This window comes from Vibrio cortegadensis (genome assembly GCF_024347395.1).
GTDB lineage: Bacteria > Pseudomonadota > Gammaproteobacteria > Enterobacterales > Vibrionaceae > Vibrio > Vibrio cortegadensis.
Map to the genome: position 1 here is coordinate 1076361 of NZ_AP025472.1, position 19497 is coordinate 1095857.

17 protein-coding genes are annotated in these 19497 nt (G+C 41.8%); 10 read left to right on the plus strand and 7 right to left on the minus strand.

What is annotated here, in order from left to right; translation table 11 throughout:
- Positions 1-151 precede the first annotated feature (151 nt).
- On the minus strand, positions 152-1363 hold the full coding sequence (locus OCV39_RS04960) for a putative manganese transporter (RefSeq protein WP_261889138.1): 1212 nt from the start codon (positions 1361-1363) through the stop codon (positions 152-154).
- A 308-nt stretch (positions 1364-1671) separates the two neighbouring features.
- Between OCV39_RS04960 and OCV39_RS04965 the strand changes: the two genes are divergently transcribed.
- The 3 genes from OCV39_RS04965 (at position 1672) to OCV39_RS04975 (ending at position 5283) form a co-directional block, all read left to right on the plus strand.
- Positions 1672-2577 carry a manganese-dependent inorganic pyrophosphatase gene (locus tag OCV39_RS04965; RefSeq protein WP_261889139.1) on the plus strand — a complete coding sequence of 302 codons (906 nt, stop codon included), beginning with the start codon at positions 1672-1674 and terminating at the stop codon, positions 2575-2577.
- Positions 2578-2661: 84 nt separating this feature from the next.
- Positions 2662-3051 carry a DUF2750 domain-containing protein gene (locus OCV39_RS04970; protein WP_113795963.1) on the plus strand — a complete coding sequence of 130 codons (390 nt, stop codon included), beginning with the start codon at positions 2662-2664 and terminating at the stop codon, positions 3049-3051.
- Positions 3052-3330: 279 nt separating this feature from the next.
- The gene (locus tag OCV39_RS04975; RefSeq protein ID WP_261889140.1) at positions 3331-5283 is read left to right on the plus strand and encodes a hypothetical protein; all 1953 of its coding nucleotides are present in this window, start codon (positions 3331-3333) and stop codon (positions 5281-5283) included.
- A 129-nt stretch (positions 5284-5412) separates the two neighbouring features.
- Here the strand turns inward: OCV39_RS04975 and OCV39_RS04980 are convergent, their stop codons facing one another.
- The 6 genes from OCV39_RS04980 to pspF form a co-directional block, all read right to left on the minus strand.
- A complete protein-coding gene (locus OCV39_RS04980; RefSeq protein ID WP_017054729.1) occupies positions 5413-6195 on the minus strand; it encodes a peptide ABC transporter ATP-binding protein in 783 nt (260 codons plus the stop codon).
- Positions 6192-7187: a peptide ABC transporter ATP-binding protein gene (locus OCV39_RS04985; protein WP_017054730.1), complete on the minus strand. Its 996-nt coding sequence runs from the start codon at positions 7185-7187 to the stop codon at positions 6192-6194. Before OCV39_RS04985 ends, OCV39_RS04980 begins: the two co-directional genes overlap by 4 nt.
- Complete coding sequence (sapC, locus tag OCV39_RS04990; protein WP_017054731.1) at positions 7187-8074, minus strand: putrescine export ABC transporter permease SapC; 888 nt, start codon at positions 8072-8074, stop codon at positions 7187-7189. Before sapC ends, OCV39_RS04985 begins: the two co-directional genes overlap by 1 nt.
- A complete protein-coding gene (locus OCV39_RS04995; protein ID WP_017054732.1) occupies positions 8061-9023 on the minus strand; it encodes an ABC transporter permease in 963 nt (320 codons plus the stop codon). The genes sapC and OCV39_RS04995 overlap by 14 nt, the downstream gene beginning before the upstream one ends.
- Entirely contained in the window at positions 9024-10643 is a 1620-nt protein-coding gene (gene sapA, locus OCV39_RS05000) for an ABC transporter substrate-binding protein SapA (RefSeq protein WP_261889141.1), read from the minus strand.
- Positions 10644-10812: 169 nt separating this feature from the next.
- Positions 10813-11811, minus strand: coding sequence for a phage shock protein operon transcriptional activator (gene pspF / locus OCV39_RS05005; RefSeq protein WP_017054734.1), 999 nt, complete (start codon positions 11809-11811; stop codon positions 10813-10815).
- Positions 11812-12003: 192 nt separating this feature from the next.
- On the opposite strand from pspF, the gene pspA reads away from it, so the two are divergent.
- The 7 genes from pspA to OCV39_RS05040 all read left to right on the plus strand — a co-directional run bounded on the left by pspA (position 12004) and on the right by OCV39_RS05040 (position 19480).
- Entirely contained in the window at positions 12004-12675 is a 672-nt protein-coding gene (gene pspA, locus OCV39_RS05010) for a phage shock protein PspA (protein WP_261889142.1), read from the plus strand.
- An 81-nt stretch (positions 12676-12756) separates the two neighbouring features.
- Positions 12757-12990 (plus strand): envelope stress response membrane protein PspB, encoded by a 234-nt coding sequence (pspB, locus tag OCV39_RS05015; protein WP_017054736.1) that lies wholly within the window; start codon positions 12757-12759, stop codon positions 12988-12990.
- Entirely contained in the window at positions 12983-13372 is a 390-nt protein-coding gene (gene pspC, locus OCV39_RS05020; protein ID WP_017054737.1) for an envelope stress response membrane protein PspC, read from the plus strand. The genes pspB and pspC overlap by 8 nt, the downstream gene beginning before the upstream one ends.
- A gap of 174 nt (positions 13373-13546) precedes the next feature.
- Positions 13547-14581, plus strand: coding sequence for an efflux RND transporter periplasmic adaptor subunit (locus OCV39_RS05025; RefSeq protein WP_136995655.1), 1035 nt, complete (start codon positions 13547-13549; stop codon positions 14579-14581).
- Between the two features lies 1 nt (position 14582).
- Positions 14583-15659: an efflux RND transporter periplasmic adaptor subunit gene (locus tag OCV39_RS05030; RefSeq protein ID WP_261889143.1), complete on the plus strand. Its 1077-nt coding sequence runs from the start codon at positions 14583-14585 to the stop codon at positions 15657-15659.
- Positions 15660-15679: 20 nt separating this feature from the next.
- On the plus strand, positions 15680-18781 hold the full coding sequence (locus OCV39_RS05035; RefSeq protein ID WP_261889475.1) for an efflux RND transporter permease subunit: 3102 nt from the start codon (positions 15680-15682) through the stop codon (positions 18779-18781).
- 120 nt (positions 18782-18901) lie between these two features.
- Positions 18902-19480, plus strand: a complete 579-nt coding sequence (locus OCV39_RS05040; RefSeq protein WP_261889144.1) for a DNA-3-methyladenine glycosylase I — start codon at positions 18902-18904, stop codon at positions 19478-19480.
- Positions 19481-19497: the final 17 nt, after the last annotated feature.

Sequence of the window (19497 nt, forward strand, 5' to 3'; positions counted from 1 at the left end):
TCTTTAGTGAATCGGAAATAATTAATGTTGAAATAGTTAATATTGAAAAAGCGAAAAGCAGCCATATAAAGTGGCTGCTTTTTTATCGCAAGAACGAAATTTTAGATATTGAATCTCGAACTTTGAACCAATTTCTAAAACAGAGTTGGCCTTAAATCTCGAACAAAAAGTAGTATCCATAGCCAACAATGAGAGCGGGTATTGCGGAATATAGAGTGGCGACCATGGCTGCTTTTGGAGCGAGAGCTATCGCTGGAAACAGCGCATCGCCATCATTTGAAATCGCATTAGCAATTTGGGTGGAGAAGGGGACTGCTCCTGAAATGTACATGCTAGTAATTAAGATTTGAGGCCCACATCCGGGTAACATTCCAACCGCGAGTCCGATTAGAGGCATAAAAGCTCCCCAACCAGAAAATGCGCTATGAAGATCAACTTGCGTAAAGTACGTCGTTAATTCAAAAACTAGGAAGGCGATAATCACCCATGCACTCACAAAGTTGGTGTCTTGTGCAGCCTTTTGAATTGGGTGGGAGGTGATACATTTTTTGTCTTCCGATACCGTAGACTCATAATCATGAAGTTCTTCTGTCAAAGCCCAAAGACTCATTGTTGTCACTGATAGCATGGCTCCAATCCACTCGATTGAAAGGCTGGGTAGAGAAAGCAGAGCGTTGATATCAACTTGAAATGAGCCTAAAACCGCAATTATGCTCGCGGGAACCAATAACCATTTCCAAAATGCTCCTTGCAGGTTAATTGCCCTTTGCTGCAGTGGAGATGGCTTGAGTTTTTTCGAGCAGGTAGACAGCGTGCTGCTTAGTTTCTTTTGGAGTTCGGGACGTAAAAAATCATCGGTGTGAAAATGGTTTACGACTAAACCTGAAATGGTTCCGACAATCACCCCTAATATAATAATGCCGAACCCTGTTGAAGGTTGGCTAGCAAGCAAGAGAAATGCCGCATCTCCCATTGTAGAGGTTAACACCGCAACAATAGCGCCAAACCCTACGCGACCACTGACAAATTGAGTGGTGACAACAATAGCGCCACCACACCCAGGTAACGCCCCTAGCAGCGCAGAGAAAAAAACCTGATAGTGTCTAGAACCTTGATATAGTTTAGTAATTTTATTGGTTTTACTGATAAATTGAGAAATGTAGTGATAAATAGCAAGAGTCAATGCCACATAGCAAGAGACCGCCCAGAAAGCATCAGATAATGTTGCAACAGTAATATCTCGTGTATTCTCAACTGAGAGTAAAGTGATCAGGGCAATGGGCAGAATCAATCGCTTATGAGAGATTTTAAACTGAGAGACGGAAAACAGTCTTGTTGATGATAGATGCTTTAGTAATTCCATAATACTGACCAATTCAAATGAGACTGTAATCACTATATACGAATGAGAATGATTATCAATAGTAATTGTCAAATTTGGAGAAACAGCCCTACACTTATTAGTGAGAATAAGTATGTTTCGGCAATCAACCGATTAATAAGATGGATCTTAAGAGATTCTCTGTTTGTTTTTTGAACATTTTTTTACATGATTAATTCGCCCAAACTCATGATCTGATCCAAAAAATCAGGTAAAGTATCGCCCATTGTGAGAATTTGCTTATCTACATTGTAGGTAGGTTATAAAAATAGATATTGATAGGAAGAGAAATGATTCTAGTTGTTGGTCATAAAAACCCAGATAGCGATAGTATTTGTAGTGCACTAGTAGCGACAGAGCTGCTTAAAGCTCGTGGTCTTGAAGCGCAACCAATCCGTCAGGGTGAAATCAACCGTGAAACACAGCACATTCTTGAAGTGGCTGGAGCGACGTCTCCTGAGCTTCGTACTTCAGTGGCGGGTGAAAAAATCTGGTTAGTCGATTATTCAGATCTTGCTCAAGCACCGGATGATGTGGCTGACGCAGAAATCCTAGGTATTGTCGATCACCACCGTTTAGGCGATGTGATGACGGTAAACCCAATGGAAGCTTGGATCTGGCCTGTAGGTTGTACTAACACCGTTCTATTCAATATGTTCAAAATTGAAGGACATGCTATTTCTCAACAAATTGCAAAATTAATGATGTCTGCGATTCTTTCTGACACAGTAGGCTTTGCGTCTCCAACATGCACGCAAAAAGATAAAGATGCGGTTGCTGAACTTGCAGAAATTGCAGACGTTCAAGATGTTGATGCGTTCATCAAAGATCTATTGATTGCGAAAACAAACATCGAAGGCCTTTCAGCGGCTGAATTGGTAGAGAAAGATTTAAAAGGTTACCCGTTTAACGGCCGTGACGTTGTCGTTGGTCAAGTTGAGCTTGCAACACTTGAGCAAGTAGACGGTATGATTGAAGCGCTTGAAGCTGACCTTGTTCGTCGTTGCGAAGAAGACAAATTGGCTTTTGCTGCTGTGATGCTGACGGATATCACCACGGCTCAAACTCGACTTATCTACAAAGGTGAGTGGGCTGAAAAATTAGTGAAGCACGAAGTTAACGGCATGCTAATGATGGAAAATACTCTTAGCCGTAAAAAGCAAGGCTGGCCTTGGCTTCAAGGTGAGCTAGTTTAATTACAAACTACTATTAGTGATTAGAAAGGGGTTGGCGTAATCGTCAGCCCTTTTATTTTTTAAATCTTCAATCGAGAACTCGTTATGTCAAAGTCTTTAGATGCTTCACAAATTGATGCCATTAATAAATACGACGAAGAAAAGCGTTTTAAATACTGTGTTAAAGAGATCGTTGCAAACCGTGAAGTTTGGATTCTAACGGATGAGCACGGTTGTGTGATGCTAAATACAGAAGAAGAAGATTGTGTGCCAGTATGGCCAAATCAAGAATTCGCTCAAGCGTGGGCCACTGGTGAATGGGAAGCTTGTAAAGCAGAAGCTATTTCACTTAACAAATGGCACAGTCGCTGGACCGTCGGATTAGAAGATGACGAACTGGCTGTTGTTGTTTTTCCAAATGAAAAAGAAGAAGGGGTAATTTTATTCCCTGATGAATTTGATTTTGAACTTAAAAAACAAGCGTCACGTCGCTAGTTAAACATGAGTCAAAACAAGATATTATTGTTGTCGATTGTTTAGATCCAATAGGTGGAGATGCGTCTCTATTTATTGGACTACATTGCGTTAATTAAGTTTTATATCATTAGTGGTATTTAATAAAATAAATTAAAATCAATAAGTTAGATCCTAATTCCATTCTGTAAACATATTTTCATCGCCTATTATTATTGCCGCTAATATCACTGTGAAGCATCAGATTGAAGTTCAACTCAGTATTGATCTTAAGCTACTTTTTACAGCAGGAATAATAATATGAAGAAAAATCCCCGCCAAATTGAAAGATGGTCAAAAAACTTGATCATGACAATAGGGCTGACCAGTTGCACCCTTATTGCGAATGCCACTTACGCACAAGATGTGATGACGATTGACCAGCCTGAAAACTATATTCATGACGTATGGTTGCGTGATAATGACAGACTAAACCACTTTACTAGCAAAACCTTTTATCCTTCAAATGTACTAAGAATTACAGCAACAGATGACTATCTAACTCTGTTCAATGATGCGCCACTTGTGTTCACTAATATGGTGTATGTTGCAAAACTGGCCAATGGTACTACCGTTGATCTTTTAAATGTCTCTTCATTGCCTGCGATTTCAGAACTCCGTTTTACACACCCTATTCATTCTGGATTCTTAGAGTACCAAATAACAGGCACTGAAGAGTTGGTCACGCTAACAGCAGATGATTTTATTGATGCTACGTATGACTACATTCCACAAGATAAAGATCAGCAAAATGCTCGTCCTAACTTATCGACTATCTCATTTAAATTTAGATCTCGATTATTTCATCAGGAGGACTTCAAATTAACTTCTAGTGTTAAATGGCGTCCAGAAACGCCCAATGCGATGAGATATATGCTTGGGGCTATTATTAATTGGTCGAAAATTGTAGGTTCAGAAGAATTTGAGCAAGCATGGATGGATACCCCATTCTTAAATGTGAAAGCGGCTAACCCTGCATATAAATGGAATACTGAAACTGATTATGCCGAGTTAAGCGAGAAAGGGCGAGAATACTATGACGAGGCTTTTTCTCGTTATGATCATGACTATGGCAAATTCTATTCAAATGATACAAAAGAATGGCGTTTGAACACGCTGCGTTCACGGTATTATAACTATACAGAAACTGGCGGCGGAGGCTGGGGAGGCGGTGCCACGCTAGGTGTCAGTGCAGCAAGAGGCTTTTTTAATGGACATTTCTTGTATGATGAACGAGCTTCTGAACATTATGACGCAAAAAAATGGTATGGCTTACCCGATCAAAATGGGACAAACACAACAATATTTAATCACGGCATGGAGATCTACTCACACGAAGCGGGTCATACAATCGGTGGTGGTCACTATGATAACTTCTGCAACGAATACAGTGATTGGGGTATAAACCCACTAACCAAAATTTTCTTAGCTGGCTTTATTAAAGATGGGAAAATGTTAATCAATGAAGACAATATCATTGAACGTAATTTGCTTTGGGAGTCCAATAGAAAAGATAAACGACCGAATTCAGCCGCTCCATTTAATAACTCATGGCAGCCAATAGAATGGGGTGGTATATGGGGGCATCACAATATAGAGCTACCATATCCAAACAAAACAATGGATATAGATTCGAACTATATTGAATTATTTAGGAAGTATGTTGAAGCCCATAATGAAGGGAAAGGCTTGGAGTACTTGAAAACACTTCCATTTAACCAAGATGTTAAATATCACCCAGAAGGTGCCCCAAAAACGGAGTTATCTGATTTCCAACGCCAAGGTAAATATACTCAGTTTGGTGAGCGGACACTTACCAATGTGGCGCTAAATAAGCCAGTAAGTGCAACGACTGCCCGTAGTCATAGCCCTGTAGTGAATTCAGTGGATGGTGATACATCGACACGATTTATCTCTAGTAGGAATCAAAATCAAGAGCTAACGATTGATCTGACAAAAGAAACAGCGGTAAGATCAATTGTCGTACATGGTGTAGAGAGAGAGCGCTACAAGCACAGAATGAATGGTGCCGTAGTTAGTGCGTACGATGAAAGCCATAATTTGATTTGGCAATCTGAACCAATGGTAGTGCAAGAAGGGGATGAACAAGTGTTTGTTTATAACTTTGCTGCGCCATTGGCAAACGTCTACTACGTTAAATTCCGAACGGATAGCAAAAATATTGAAGTGAATGAAATTGAGGTATTTGAATAGGCTTACTGAACGGTAACTTTCCGATACCTATAGAAAGTATTCATTAACTGATAAACCCCTGTTGGCAAGCTAACAGGGGTTTTTACTGTTGATAACCTAAACCTAGATCTTAATACAGAGATTTTGGCGCTAATGATTTGGCGCTTTATAGAAATGGCTTTCAACCAAACGTTGGGTAATTTGGTGGCTTGGGTTGGTCAATACCTCGTGAGTGTCACCAGATTCAACCACTTCACCTTTATCCATTACCATAATTTGGTCGGTAATATGTTTCACGATCCCAATATGTTGAGAGACATAAATAAAAGAGACGCCCATCTCTTCTTGAAGTTCAAGAAATAGGTTAATGATCTGCGAACGCATCGCCATGTCCAAACCATTAAGAGCTTCATCTGCAACAATAATGGAAGGTTGAAGGATTAACGCTCTTGCCAAGCATACTCTCTGCTTCTGGCCTGTTGCGAGCATTTGCGGATAGAAATAAGCATGCTCTGGCAGTAGACCAACTCTTAGCAACGTGTCTTTTACGCGGCGCATTCTCGCTTCAGGAGGCATATTGGTATTTCGCTTCAGAGGCCCTTCAAGAATTCGACCAATTTGGATTCTTGGGTTCAACGAAGTATTCGGATCTTGGAAGATCATTCGTATAAGCTTGCAGCGCGTTGAATAATCTTTGTGTTCTAACTTTTCGCCATTGACACGAATTTCGCCTGAGGTTGGTTCAATCATTCCCGAAAGCATTCTTGCAATTGTCGATTTACCTGAGCCATTTTGACCGATAAAACCAATCGTTTGACCCGCTTCTAAGCTAAAACTTACGGGTTTAACAGCCTGATGTATTTTCTTTCGAAATAGGCCTGAACGCGTTACGAAATCTTTTGAAAGACCGTCAACTTCAAGTAATGCACTCATGATTTTTTATCCATGTTGAGTGGGAAGTGGCAACTGAACTTATGATTTTTGATTCGTCTTGCATAAGGGATTTCAACACATTGTCTTTGTGCGTATGGACAACGAGGCCCGAGTCGACAACCAATAGGCAAGTGCTGAAGGGGTGGTATTGAACCAGGAAGAGATTGAAGTTTCTCTTTGTGTGGGATCCACTCTCCAAAATCGGGCATTGCCTTAAGTAAAGCAACCGTATAAGGATGTTTCGGTACATCAAGGATTTTTCTTGTATCGGCAGACTCAACCGATTGCCCACAATACATAACCGTAATGCGGTTGGCCCATTGGGTGATGGTCGTTAAATCATGGCCAATAAGAACAATCGTTGTGTTATTAATTTGGTTCATACGGCTCAGCAAACGCAAAATCTGAGATTGAGTGATTGGATCTAAGTCGTTGGTTGGCTCATCAGCAATCAATAATTTTGGCTTGGTTGCAATCGCCATCGCAATCATGATTTTCTGACACTCACCATCCGTCAATTCATATGGGTAGCTGCCCATAATTCGAGTATGTTCTTTTATGCCCACTTTATGCAGCAGTGCAATGGCTTGCTTTTTACGCCATTTGAAACGCTCCCACCATTTGCCATCAAATGACTTTGAAGGGATCGATTCGATCAATTGCTTGCCAACTTCTTCGGAAGGGTCTAGGCATGTTGAGGGCTCTTGGAATATCATCGCAATATCTCGTGAAATGACTCTTCGACGCTCTCTTGGGGTGAGTTGCAATAGATCAATACTGCCCATGCGCATGCGGTCAGCCGTCACTTTCCAATTATCTTTACATACACCAACAATGGCTTTTGCGACTAAGCTTTTTCCTGAACCTGATTCTCCCACAAGCCCACGAATTTCACCTTCATTCAAGGTTAAACTCATGCGGTCAACCGCCTTAACGGTTCCTTGAGGCGTTTCAATTTCGATCGTTAAATGTCGAATATCTAGTAATGGCATTATTCGATTCCTGCATTAAGAGCTTGTCGGACACCTTCACCAACTAAGTTAATGATAATAACCGCAAACATGATCGCAAGGCCTGGAAGCGTGACAGTCCAAGGTGCAAGGTAGATGAGTTCAACAGAGTCACCTAAAATTGCCCCCCATTCTGTGCTTGGGGCTTGAGCGCCTAAACCTAAGAACCCTAGAGCGGTAATGTCTAAAATTGCGATGGAAAGTGCCAACGTACTTTCGGCGGCGATGACAGTTAATACGTTAGGTAAAATGGAGTTCCACAATAGGTAAAAGTCGTTTGCACCGTCGAGTCGGGCTGCCATGATGTAATCTTTTTCAACTTCGTTATGTACAGCAATATAGATTGAGCGAATAAACCGCGGAACAAGAGCTAAACCTATCGCAAGCAGAATGTTGAACTCACCAAAACCAAGGAAAGCTACAAAAATAATCGCAAGTAACAGAGACGGTATAGACATCACGGTATCAAGTAGGTGATTGAGCGTACTTGAAAGTAACCCTTTAGTCATACCGGCAAATACACCAACAATGCAGCCAATGACTCCGGCAATGGTGGTAATGATGATAGCTGCGCCAAATGTAAGCTGAGAACCGATGATCAGTCGCGACAAAATATCTCGCCCTAGATCGTCTGTACCTAGAAAATATTCAACGGTTCCAGCAGGGTTCCAAGATGGTGGAATGAGCAATTCCCCCGTTTGAGCTTGTGCATCATGAGGGGCTAGCCAAGGAGATAAAAGAGTGACTAAGATTAAAAATAGCAGGCACCATAGACCAAACATCGCCAAACTGTTGGCTTTGTAGCTGCGCCAAAAACGCTCAAATTGCGTTGGAATCTGTTCTTCTTGATAAACACTACTTGTTAGCATACCACTCTTTCCTTACTAGAGGGTTGATCATCGCACCCACAAGATCTGACAGAATATTTGCAGTGAGAACTAGAGTTGCCACGACGATCACGCCCGCCTGAATAGAGACATAATCTTGATTGGATAAAGCATCAAGCAGCCAACGACCAATTCCGGGCCAATTAAAAATGGATTCAGTAATAATCGCCAGCGTCAGCATACTTGATAGCTGCACACCAAATTTAGGAATGATTGGTGGAATGGCGTTTCTGAGTACATGTTGAGTAACGATTTCGTGGCTTGTTAGACCTTTGATACGTGCGGCTCGAATATAGTTTTGAGTCATCACTTCCGCGACCGATGCGCGCATAAGACGAATAACTTGCGTTGTCGGCGCTAATGCCAAAACCAAGCAAGGCAAAATCATATGCTCTAAAACACTTTGCAAGGCATGAGCACGGTAATTACCTTTTGCCATGAATGCATCGATGATGGCGAAACCTGTAACATGGTCAATTTCGTAAAGTAAATCGTAACGCCCAGCGACAGGAAACATTTCAAAGTGAAGAGAAAAAACCATGATCATGAGTAGGGCAACCCAAAAAATAGGCGCAGAGTAACCAGACATAGAGGTGAATGAGATTGCGGTATCAATCCACTTGCCTTGACGCATTCCTGCTAACGTCCCAAGTGGAATACCCACAAACAGTGAAAGAATAAAGGCGACTAAGCATAATTCCAGAGTTGCAGGGAAAACAACCGCTAATTCCGTGCTGATTAAAACACCGCTTTTATTCACGCCAAAGTTGAGTTGGATGAGTTCTTGAATGTAGGAGAACCAACCTAGCCAAAATTCTTGTAGCGCCCAGTGAGACGTTGTATCTAGACGAAGGAGTGAATAACCCACGATGGTTAATATTGCTAAAGTAATGATAAAGAGATTAAGCCTACGAACCGTATACCAAAACATCTATTCGCTCCTCTCTACTAAATCAAATGGTTGAACGTTAAAAGGATTGACGCGAAAGCCAGATAACGATTTATCATGCACTTGGAATTGAACACCGTGAGCGAGAGGAATGACTGGGAATTCTTCATTCAAAATATTTTGAGCCTGTTTATATAGATTAAAGCGATAACGCTGTTCATTTGCCTCTAAAGCTAGATCGAGTAAAAAGTCAAAATCAGAATTACACCACATTGAAACATTCAGCCCAGCACGTTCCGAGCCGCATGAAAGAAGAGGGCGTAAAAAGTTATCAGGATCACCCGTGTCACCAATCCAGCCAGTTAAAAGCAAGTCGAAATCCGAAATGTTGGTTAATTCTGTTCGATTAAAACGATCATCCGTTAACAGATTAAGCTTAATGCCAATATCGGCAAAATTAGCCTGTATCAACTCGGACGTCTTACGTGGGCTAGGGTTGTATGCTCTCGGTTCTAGAGGAACCCACATTGAGAGTTCAAGGCCAGAGTCAACCCCCGCTTCTCGCAGTAACGCCAGTGCATAATTCTTATCGTGGCGAATTTGGACGGTATCTTTTTGGTAAGCCCAAGAGTTCGGTGGCAGTAGAGTGTATGCCTTGCTACCTGTTCCGTAATACACTGAATCTAAAATATTTTGACGGTTGATAGCCAGATTTAACGCTTTTCTTACGCGAGGATCATTCAATGCTTCATGAGTGGTATTTAACGCTATAAAAGAGACATTCATTGCGGGCTTTGCGGTCAACTCTAAATCCGCTTGCTTTTGGATAATAGGGATCTGGCTTGAAATCGGCGAGCTTAAAACATCGCACTCTTTACGCAGTAATTTGGCGAGAGTTCCTGTGCCTCTATGGGAGATGTCAAACACCACTTGATCCATTTTTACCTCACCACGCCAATAATTATCGTGCTTTTTAAGACGGATCAAATCATTGACTTGGTACTCATCTAAATAGAATGGCCCACTTCCAATTGGGTGCGAATCTATCTGGTTTTTCTCATCTTTTGCAGCCAATTCACGCCCATATTCGGCGGAAAGAATAACGGAATGGCTGGTCGAGATATTGGATAAAAATGAATTATCAGCACGGCTTAGCGTAAATTTAACCGTGTGTTCATCGAGCGCTTGTACATCAACAAGAAGATTTTGGAAATCAAGACTAGTGAACCAAGGATACGCACTCTGACCAACAAGGTGAAAAGGGTGGTTAGGATCAATAATACGTCGAAAACTGAATACCACATCATTGGCATTCATAGCACGAGTAGGAGTAAACCAATCTGTTGTTTGGAACCAAACATTATTACGTAAGGTAAACGTATACTCAGTGCCATCGTCATTGGTTGTCCAACTGGTTGCGATGTTTGGCGTAGGTTGAAGTGTTTCAGGATCAAGCTGAAGCAGAGTATCAAATATCTGTGGGCTAAGTGCATCGGCAGTGATGCCACTGTCGATCAGTTGTGGATTAAAGGTACTAGGGTTACCTTGGCCACAAAATACGAATCCGTTCTGACGAATTTCGTTGTGGTCAATCTCTTCACCACAGCCAGAAAGTAGGCTTAAAGTGAATAATCCAAAGGTAAGTTTTAAGAGTGCTTTCATAGAAAGAAATTTTTTAATGAACGAAGTTATTGGAGATACGATCTCATACTTCAAGATCCCACTAATTTACCATTTTTAAGCAAGCTGCACCAATCACAATAATCATATATAGCAAGCAGTTATTCGGTTTTGTTTTACTTCGACTATTTTTGATGGGATTTTAGCCAGATTACTCACCTGAAGAGCCATTGAGCCCATATTTTCGGATCATGCCTCTTAACTGATGATAGCTTAATCCCAGTAACTCTGCGGCTTGACGTTGATTAAATTTACTCTGCTTGAGGACTTGATTCAGCAGTGCTTTATCTTGCTGTTCTTGCCATAACTTGTAGTTTAATGGGAAAGAAAAAGCCTGTTCATCTGTCGAACTGTCATCGATAACATCTGATTCTTGGCTATCCCAATGAGGTATGAATGGGTCAAATATCAACTCATCAATGGCATATTGTGAGGTCCCATTTTGATATACCGCTCGTTCGATAACATTTTTCAGTTCTCGAACATTACCGGGCCAAGGGTAAGCGAGTAACTCATTGACAGCGCTTTCAGTGAACCCTGAAAATAGCTCCAGTTGGAGTTCTCTACACATTTTTATCGCGTAGTATTCAGCCAGAAGTAATATATCCTCTTTACGCTCTCGCAGTGGTGGTAAATTGATAACATCAAAGGCTAGCCTATCTAATAAATCGGCTCTAAATTCGCCAGTCCTTGCGAGTTGGGGTAAGTTGGCATTCGTCGCACACACCAATCTGACATCTGCACTCAGGACTTTTTGGCCACCGACTCGTTCATACTGACCATATTCAATTACCCGTAAAAGTTTCTCTTGTACGGAAAGTGGCGCAGTAGCGAGTTCATCTAAAAATAGAGTGCCACCTTCTGCCCGTTCAAATCGGCCTTGATGACGGCCTTTTGCCCCAGTAAATGCTCCAGACTCATGTCCAAAAAGTTCCGAGTCAATTAACCCTTCGCTTAATGTTGAACAATTGAGCGAAACTAGCGGTTGATCCCAGCGTTTAGAGAGATAGTGTAGTCGCTGGGCAATGAGTTCTTTGCCTGTTCCTCGCTCACCAATAATCAGTATTGGTCTTTGGATTGGAGCCAGTTTCGATACTTTGTCCAACACCGCGAGAAAAGCAGGTGATTCACCGATTAAGTTCTGTTTCATTTGAGCTTGGCTCCTGTGTGGCTAAATTTACCAACAATAGGTTAAATTCATCATAGCATAGATTGGGTGCATTCCTTGCTTTCTTGTAACTTATTGTTTTTAAATAACTATAATATTGGCATGGTTATTGGTTATATAACAATATACATAAACAGGTGTATTGAAGATTTAACATTAATAAGGGGAACCACCATGGGTATTTTTTCTCGTTTTGCAGATATCGTAAATTCAAACATTGGCGCATTGCTGGATAAGGCTGAAGATCCTGAAAAAATGATTCGCCTTATTATCCAAGAGATGGAAGACACTTTAGTAGAAGTGAGAACTAACTCAGCAAAAGCCATTGCTGATAAAAAAGAGTTAGCGCGTCGAGTGGAAGCAATGGCCGATCAAATTAATGATTGGCAACAAAAAGCCACATTAGCATTGACGAAACAGTGTGAAGATCTTGCTCGTGCGGCGCTGATTGAAAAGCAGAAACTCGAAGATATTATTAAGGGTTTACACACTGAGCAGACACTCGTCGAAGAGACCATCACCAAACTTACCGATGAAATTGGTAAGCTTGAGACTAAAATTACCGAAACACGAGCGAAGCAACAAGCGTTAGCTATTCGTAATCAAGCGGCGTCAAATCGTCGTGATGTACAAAAACATCTGCATTCAAGCCGAAGTCATGAAGCGATGGCAAAGTTTGAGCAATACTCGCGTAAAGTGGATGAGTTAGAGGCGGAGGCTGATGTGTATGCAAAATCGGGTACTGCGAAGTCACTTGACCAAGAGTTTGCTGAGTTGCAAGCTAATGATGAAATAGAGAAAGAATTAGCGAAACTGAAGCAACAAGTTGAGCAACAAAACAAATAATTTAAAGCGGTTCATCACTTGGCTGCTTTAAACAAGAAAGCAGCTAGATAGCTTTGAATAATAAAAGGTTAGGAGTGGATTATGTCATCATTTTTTATAGCAGGCCCATTAATTGTTTTTCTGATTTTTGTTGCTCCGCTATGGCTGTTTTTACATTACAGAGGTAAGCGAAAATCGGAAAATGGCTTATCGAGCGAAGATTACCAAAGGTTACAAACCTTGTCTGAAAAAGCGGAGTCGATGCAATCTAGAGTCGAAACGCTAGAGCGTATCCTTGATGCGGAGTCACCTAATTGGAGACGAAATTATGACTAAGCGAGAGCTCTACCGAGATACTGAAAATGGGAAAATATCGGGTGTATGTGCGGGTTTGGCGAACTATTTCGGTTCAGAAGTATGGTTGATACGAATCTTAGTCATTTCAGCCGCTCTGCTTGGTGGTAGTTTCTTAGTGTTATTAGCTTATATCGCCATGACGTTGATGCTGGAAAAACAACCAGTGCAATATGTCGAAAGCTTAAAATCTCAGCAAGAACATACCTTGAAAAGCAAACCTTGGCAGCAAGGAAAAACGGCGGATGCTCTGCTGAAAACGTTGGAGCAAGAATTTAATCAAATCGAAACTAAAGTGCGAGACATGGAAGCATATGTGACTTCTGACACTTTTAAAGTTAACCGCGAATTTAATAAGTTGTAGCGGCCAATTGTAATTAAATGAACCTTCGAAATAAGTTGAAGAGTGCGCTACTCCTCAACTTATTCTTTTTTATATAGTTCTCAAGCTATTTACTGGAAGCCAATCGTCGATTCATCTATGTTAATAAGTAGAAAAAATAGTTAATACTACGAACATTAACAAGGATGATAAATCATGCACAAAGCGATATTGCTCCTGTTTGGAGCTTTGTTGGGGCTATCGGGCTGTGGAAGAGATCTTCCTCCTGTTCCAGAACCTGACTCTCGACCTGCTAAGTTGTTTCGTGTCTCGGTTGGAAATACACAATTTGAACGAAGCTTTCCTGCCACCAGTGACGCTGGTGATAAAGCGGTATTAGCATTTCGTGTTCCGGGCCAGCTCCAAACCATTGATGTTCTTGCTGGGCAACCCGTTGAAAAAGGCGCACTTCTTGCGACGCTTAATCCTGATGAATACACCCTTTTAGAGCAGCAAGCTAAAGCCAACTTTAAACTTGCGGATGTCCAATATCAGCGTATGAAAAAGTTGCGTGTTGATAAGGTGGTGTCTGAACAAGATTTTGACCAATCAAAAGCCAACCATAACTCTGCCAAAGCCCTTTTAGAGCAAGCTCAAGCCAATTTACGCTACACGCGACTTATCGCGCCCTATAAAGGCACAATTTCTATCATACCTGCGAAAACGAATGAGTTCATCGATGCAAAACAGGGCGTGATGAATATTCAAACCAATGAAGTGCTTAAAGTCGTTTTTCAGATTTCTGATAAATTATTAAATCGCTTTGCTAACGGCAACCAAGTAAGTGTCACTATGGTTTTTGATGCTTTCCCAGAACGGTCTTTCCCATTAACGTTTCAAGAGGTTGATACAGAAGCTGATTCAACAACAGGCTCTTATAAAGTGACTATGGTTATGGACCGCCCTAAAGATATTGGGATCTTGCCGGGGATGTCTGGCTCCGTTACGGCTATTGCTGCGAGAGGTAATGCGACAAGAATTCCACAAGATGCCATTTTTGAAGAACAAGGAGAAACGTGTGTTTGGCGTGTTTCCGATGAGGGGATTGTTGAAAAAGTACAAGTAACGTTGAATGAAAAGAGGCAAGTACTTTCTGGTTTAACTGACGGTGATCAGATAGTGACGTCTGGAGTGAGTCAGATTGAAGCGGGCATTAAAGTTCGAGAATGGATCAAGGAGCGAGGTCTATAATATGAAAATTTTGATCAAGACATTCGCGTTATGCACGCTGCCACTACTTTATGGTTGTGGAGAACCCACAACGGTTGACGTCGTTAGTACGCCACTTGTGAAGGTGGTCGATGCGGGTAGCCATGAAATGCAAGATAACCTGTACTTCCCTGCTGTCGCAAATGCTGCCGAACGAGCGCATTTAAGTTTTCGAGTTTCAGGAGAAATAAATAAGCTTAATGTTCGTGAAGGAGACCGAGTAAAAAAAGGCGATATTTTAGCTGAAATTGATCCGACGGATTATCAGTTAGATGTCGATAATGCGAGTGCAAAATACTCGGTAGCAAACAGTCAGTTTGAACGTTCAAAACCTTTGGTCAAAAAAGGGCTTTTAGCTAAGTCACAATTTGATGAGCTTGCGGCGCAAAGACAAATCGCATTATCTGAATATGAGTTAGCAAAGCTCCGATTGTCATTTACAAAATTACGCGCTCCTATTGATGGCATGATTTCGCGAGTGAACGTGGATCAATTTGAAAATATTCAAGTAGGTCAACAGGTGGTTAATATTCATAGCGTTAAGGATGTGGAGGTGATGATACTACTTCCAGACCAAATCTATGTGAAGCAACCTGATCCTGAGAAATTGGCCAAAGTGAGAGCCACGGTACGAGTTCCAAGTGGTAATGAATATTTGGCTTCAATCAAAGAGTTCACCACGGAACCTGATCCAAAAACGGCGTCATATACCGTTACTTTGACACTCCCAATGCCTCAAGAAGAGTTCATTTTAGATGGCATGGCAGTAGAAGTGACAACAAAAGGGGAGTCGATTGAAATCGACCTGAATGCAGGGGTGAATATTCCGATAGAAGCCATATTCAATGCTGGGGGATTACAGCGTGAAAATATGTATGTTTGGGTTTTAAATGAAGACTCTACGGTCAGAAAACAGAAGGTGGTGACAGGTAAGGCAATCCAAGATCATATTCAAGTCACGGATGGATTAATGGGCTCAGATCAGATAGTGGTGGCTGGTATCAGCCGATTGCGAGATGGAATGGCGGTTAAAGTGATACAGCAAGAGGTGAATCAATGAGCAATTTAACAGAAAAAAACATGCCTAAGCCTCAATCATCTTCACCACAAGATGATTCTGATGTCACTGGCGTTGCGGCTTATTTTATTCGTAATAAAGTGATTAGCTGGATGCTCTCTTTGATTTTCCTCATTGGTGGTGTCGCCGCATTTTTTGAACTTGGACGTTTAGAAGATCCCGCCTTTACCATTAAAGATGCAATGGTCGTGACATCCTACCCTGGCGCAACACCTCAGCAAGTGGAAGAAGAGGTGACTTATCCGCTTGAAAAAGCCATCCAGCAGTTGTCGTATGTAGATGAAGTCAATTCGCTCTCCAGTCGCGGCTTATCACAGATAACGGTAAGCATGAAAAATAGCTATGGTCCGGATGATCTTCCGCAAATATGGGATGAATTACGTCGTAAAGTGAATGATCTCAAATCACAACTTCCGCCGGGCGTGAATGACCCAAGTGTGATTGATGATTTTGGTGATGTGTATGGGATTTTATTGGCGGTAAGTGGTGAAGGCTACAGTTACAAAGAGTTGCTTGATTACATCGATTATTTGCGACGTGAGTTAGAGCTAGTTGATGGTGTGAGTAAAGTTTCGGTGTCAGGTCAACAGCAAGAACAAGTCTTTATCGAAATCTCAATGAAGAAAATTAGCTCACTTGGGTTATCACCCAACACTGTTTTTAATCTGCTTTCGACACAAAATGTCGTGTCCGATGCTGGTGCTATCCGCATCGGTGATGAGTACATTCGCATCCATCCCACGGGTGAGTTTGACGATGTAGACCAGTTAGGCGACTTAATTTTAACGGATGGCGGCAGCGATGGACTGATCTACTTACGCGATGTTGCCGAAGTGAAGCGTGGTTATGTGGAAGTGCCAAGCAATATCATTAATTTCAACGGAAAGTTGGCACTGAATGTTGGTGTTTCGTTTACCGCTGGAGTGAACGTAGTTGAAATTGGCAAAGCTTTCGACCGTCGTCTTGCGGAACTGAAATTCCAACAGCCAGTAGGGATTGAGATTGGCGAAATTTACAGCCAACCAAAAGAGGTCGACAAATCCGTCAGTGGGTTTGTGGTCAGTCTTGGGCAAGCTGTTGCAATCGTTATTATTGTTCTGCTCTTCTTTATGGGGCTTCGTTCTGGCTTATTAATCGGTTTGATACTGTTGCTTACGGTTCTGGGCACGTTTGTCTTCATGCAGTACTTCAAAATCGATCTGCAAAGGATCTCGTTGGGTGCGTTAGTGATCGCCCTTGGGATGCTGGTGGACAATGCCATTGTGGTGGTAGAAGGGATACTCATAGGTACCCAGAAGGGACGAACTCGGTTACAAGCTGCAACCGATATCGTGACTCAAACCAAGTGGCCATTATTGGGGGCGACAGTGATCGCCGTGACCGCGTTTGCTCCGATTGGTTTGTCACAGGATTCTACGGGTGAATACTGTGGAACACTGTTTACCGTTTTGCTTATCTCATTGATGTTAAGTTGGTTCACTGCCATATCATTAACGCCATTCTTTGCCGATATCTTTTTTAAAGGTCAGAAAACACCAGAACAAGGAGAGGATTCTGACCCATATAACGGCATGGTGTTTGTTGTTTATAAGAACTTTCTCGAATTTTGTATGCATAAAGCGTGGCTCACGGTTGCAGTATTAATCATTGGCTTAGCAGCGAGTTTGTATGGCTTTACACAGGTTAAACAATCCTTTTTTCCTTCATCAACTACCCCGATGTTTATGGTTGATATTTGGATGCCTGAAGGGACTGATATTCGAGCGACGAATACAAAATTGAAGGTATTGGAAGCTTGGTTAGCAGAGCAAGACGAAGTATCTCATGTCACCACAACGGCGGGTAAAGGTCTGCAACGTTTTATGCTGACTTATGCTTCAGAAAAAAGTTATGCCGCATACGGTGAAATTGTGACTAGAGTGAAGAGCTATGAGGTGTTGACCCCCTTAATGGCTCGGTTCAGAGAGCATATACAATCTCAGTTCCCTGAAATTAACTTTAAGCTGAAGCAGGTGGAGCTAGGGCCTGGTGGTGGCGCGAAGATTGAAGCGCGTTTAGTGGGTTCTGATCCAACAATATTACGTAAATTGGCAGAACAGATAATGGACGTTATGTATGCCGATAGTGGTGCGCATAATATTCGTCATGACTGGCGTGAACGAACAAAAGTCATTGAGCCACAATTTAATGAGAGCCAAGCTCGTCGTTATGGGATCAGTAAATCTGACGTTGATGAATTCTTAATGATGTCGTTTTCGGGCAAATCAGTGGGTGTGTACCGTGATGGCACAACGTTGATGCCGATTATCGCGCGTTTACCTGAAGATGAACGAGTGGATATCAGGAATATTGAGGGGATGAAAATTTGGAGCCCAGTATTAAGCGAATTCATACCGCTGCAACAGATCACTCAAGGTTATGAGATGCGCTGGGAAGATCCGCTGATTGTGCGTAAGAATCGTAAGCGTATGCTAACGGTGATGGCAGATCCCGATATTTTAGGAGAAGAAACGGCTTCAACGTTACAGAATCGGCTGCAACCACAAATCGAAGCCATTGAGATGCCCGCGGGCTATTCATTGGAGTGGGGAGGAGAGTATGAGTCCTCTAGTGACGCACAAGCTTCGCTATTTCAAACCATGCCAATGGGCTACCTATTCATGTTCTTGATTACGGTATTCTTATTCAATTCTGTAAAAGAGCCACTGATCGTATGGTTGACCGTTCCTCTGGCAGTGATTGGGGTAAGTACGGGACTACTATTACTCGATACACCATTTGGCTTTATGGCGCTGCTTGGGTTCTTAAGCTTATCCGGAATGTTGCTGAAAAACGGTATTGTTTTACTCGATCAAATTGAGATTGAAATGCATTCAGGGAAAGATCCTTATCTCGCGGTAGTTGATGCCGCTTTAAGCCGTGTTCGCCCTGTTTGTATGGCCGCGATAACCACTATTTTAGGGATGATTCCGCTGCTGCCGGATACATTCTTTAAGCCAATGGCGGTGACGATCATGTTCGGTTTGGGATTTGCAACGGTATTAACGTTGATTGCGGTACCTGTTTTCTATCGATTATTTCATCGAATTAAGATCACTGGCTAAGTAGGTGCGCTACTATATGACTATGCCTTTAAATGACCCATTTAAAGGCATTTTTTTGATATTTATCCATGTGTATATGTGCACAATAAAACAAGAATTTAAATCATGTTAGGTGACGATATGAGTGATATAGAAGATCATACTTGCCCTTGGGCGATGACTCATGAATTAGAACGTGAGTATCATGATGCTGAATGGGGTGTCCCTGTTTATGATGACATCAAGTTATTTGAATTTATTACCTTAGAAGGGGCGCAAGCAGGGTTGAGTTGGATTACGATTCTGAAAAAGCGTGAAGGGTATCGTGCTGCCTTTGAAGCTTATGACATTGAGACATTGGCTCAATACGATGAAGATCATGTGCCCTACATTATTGAAAATTTTGATGTGGTTCGCCATAAAGGAAAAATTGCATCCGTTTATAGTAATGCGAGAGCGGCGTTGGCTTTGCAGCAAGAGTATGGATCTCTTGAGAAAGCGTTATGGCAATTTGTCGATGGAAAGCCAATCGTCAATCAGTGGCGTTCTCAAGATGAGGTTCCAGCGTTCACAGAACAATCAAAAGCGATGAGTAAGTTTCTTAAAAAGAAAGGGTTTAAATTTGTCGGTGAGACCATTTGTTATGCATTTATGCAGGCGACTGGAATGGTCAATGATCATTTAGTGACATGTCCCAAGTATCATTTGGATGCTCGCTAGGAATACAGTCTGAAGAG

Excerpts from the sequence above, each read along its gene's own strand:
- OCV39_RS04960 (WP_261889138.1), bottom strand. The coding sequence starts at position 1,363 with ATGGAATTACTAAAGCATCTATCATCAACAAGACTGTTTTCCGTCTCT.
- OCV39_RS04965 (WP_261889139.1), top strand. The coding sequence starts at position 1,672 with ATGATTCTAGTTGTTGGTCATAAAAACCCAGATAGCGATAGTATTTGT.
- OCV39_RS04970 (WP_113795963.1), top strand. The coding sequence starts at position 2,662 with ATGTCAAAGTCTTTAGATGCTTCACAAATTGATGCCATTAATAAATAC.
- OCV39_RS04975 (WP_261889140.1), top strand. The coding sequence starts at position 3,331 with ATGAAGAAAAATCCCCGCCAAATTGAAAGATGGTCAAAAAACTTGATC.
- OCV39_RS04980 (WP_017054729.1), bottom strand. The coding sequence starts at position 6,195 with ATGAGTGCATTACTTGAAGTTGACGGTCTTTCAAAAGATTTCGTAACG.
- OCV39_RS04985 (WP_017054730.1), bottom strand. The coding sequence starts at position 7,187 with ATGCCATTACTAGATATTCGACATTTAACGATCGAAATTGAAACGCCT.
- sapC (WP_017054731.1), bottom strand. The coding sequence starts at position 8,074 with ATGCTAACAAGTAGTGTTTATCAAGAAGAACAGATTCCAACGCAATTT.
- OCV39_RS04995 (WP_017054732.1), bottom strand. The coding sequence starts at position 9,023 with ATGTTTTGGTATACGGTTCGTAGGCTTAATCTCTTTATCATTACTTTA.
- sapA (WP_261889141.1), bottom strand. The coding sequence starts at position 10,643 with ATGAAAGCACTCTTAAAACTTACCTTTGGATTATTCACTTTAAGCCTA.
- pspF (WP_017054734.1), bottom strand. The coding sequence starts at position 11,811 with ATGAAACAGAACTTAATCGGTGAATCACCTGCTTTTCTCGCGGTGTTG.
- pspA (WP_261889142.1), top strand. The coding sequence starts at position 12,004 with ATGGGTATTTTTTCTCGTTTTGCAGATATCGTAAATTCAAACATTGGC.
- pspB (WP_017054736.1), top strand. The coding sequence starts at position 12,757 with ATGTCATCATTTTTTATAGCAGGCCCATTAATTGTTTTTCTGATTTTT.
- pspC (WP_017054737.1), top strand. The coding sequence starts at position 12,983 with ATGACTAAGCGAGAGCTCTACCGAGATACTGAAAATGGGAAAATATCG.
- OCV39_RS05025 (WP_136995655.1), top strand. The coding sequence starts at position 13,547 with ATGCACAAAGCGATATTGCTCCTGTTTGGAGCTTTGTTGGGGCTATCG.
- OCV39_RS05030 (WP_261889143.1), top strand. The coding sequence starts at position 14,583 with ATGAAAATTTTGATCAAGACATTCGCGTTATGCACGCTGCCACTACTT.
- OCV39_RS05035 (WP_261889475.1), top strand. The coding sequence starts at position 15,680 with ATGCCTAAGCCTCAATCATCTTCACCACAAGATGATTCTGATGTCACT.
- OCV39_RS05040 (WP_261889144.1), top strand. The coding sequence starts at position 18,902 with ATGAGTGATATAGAAGATCATACTTGCCCTTGGGCGATGACTCATGAA.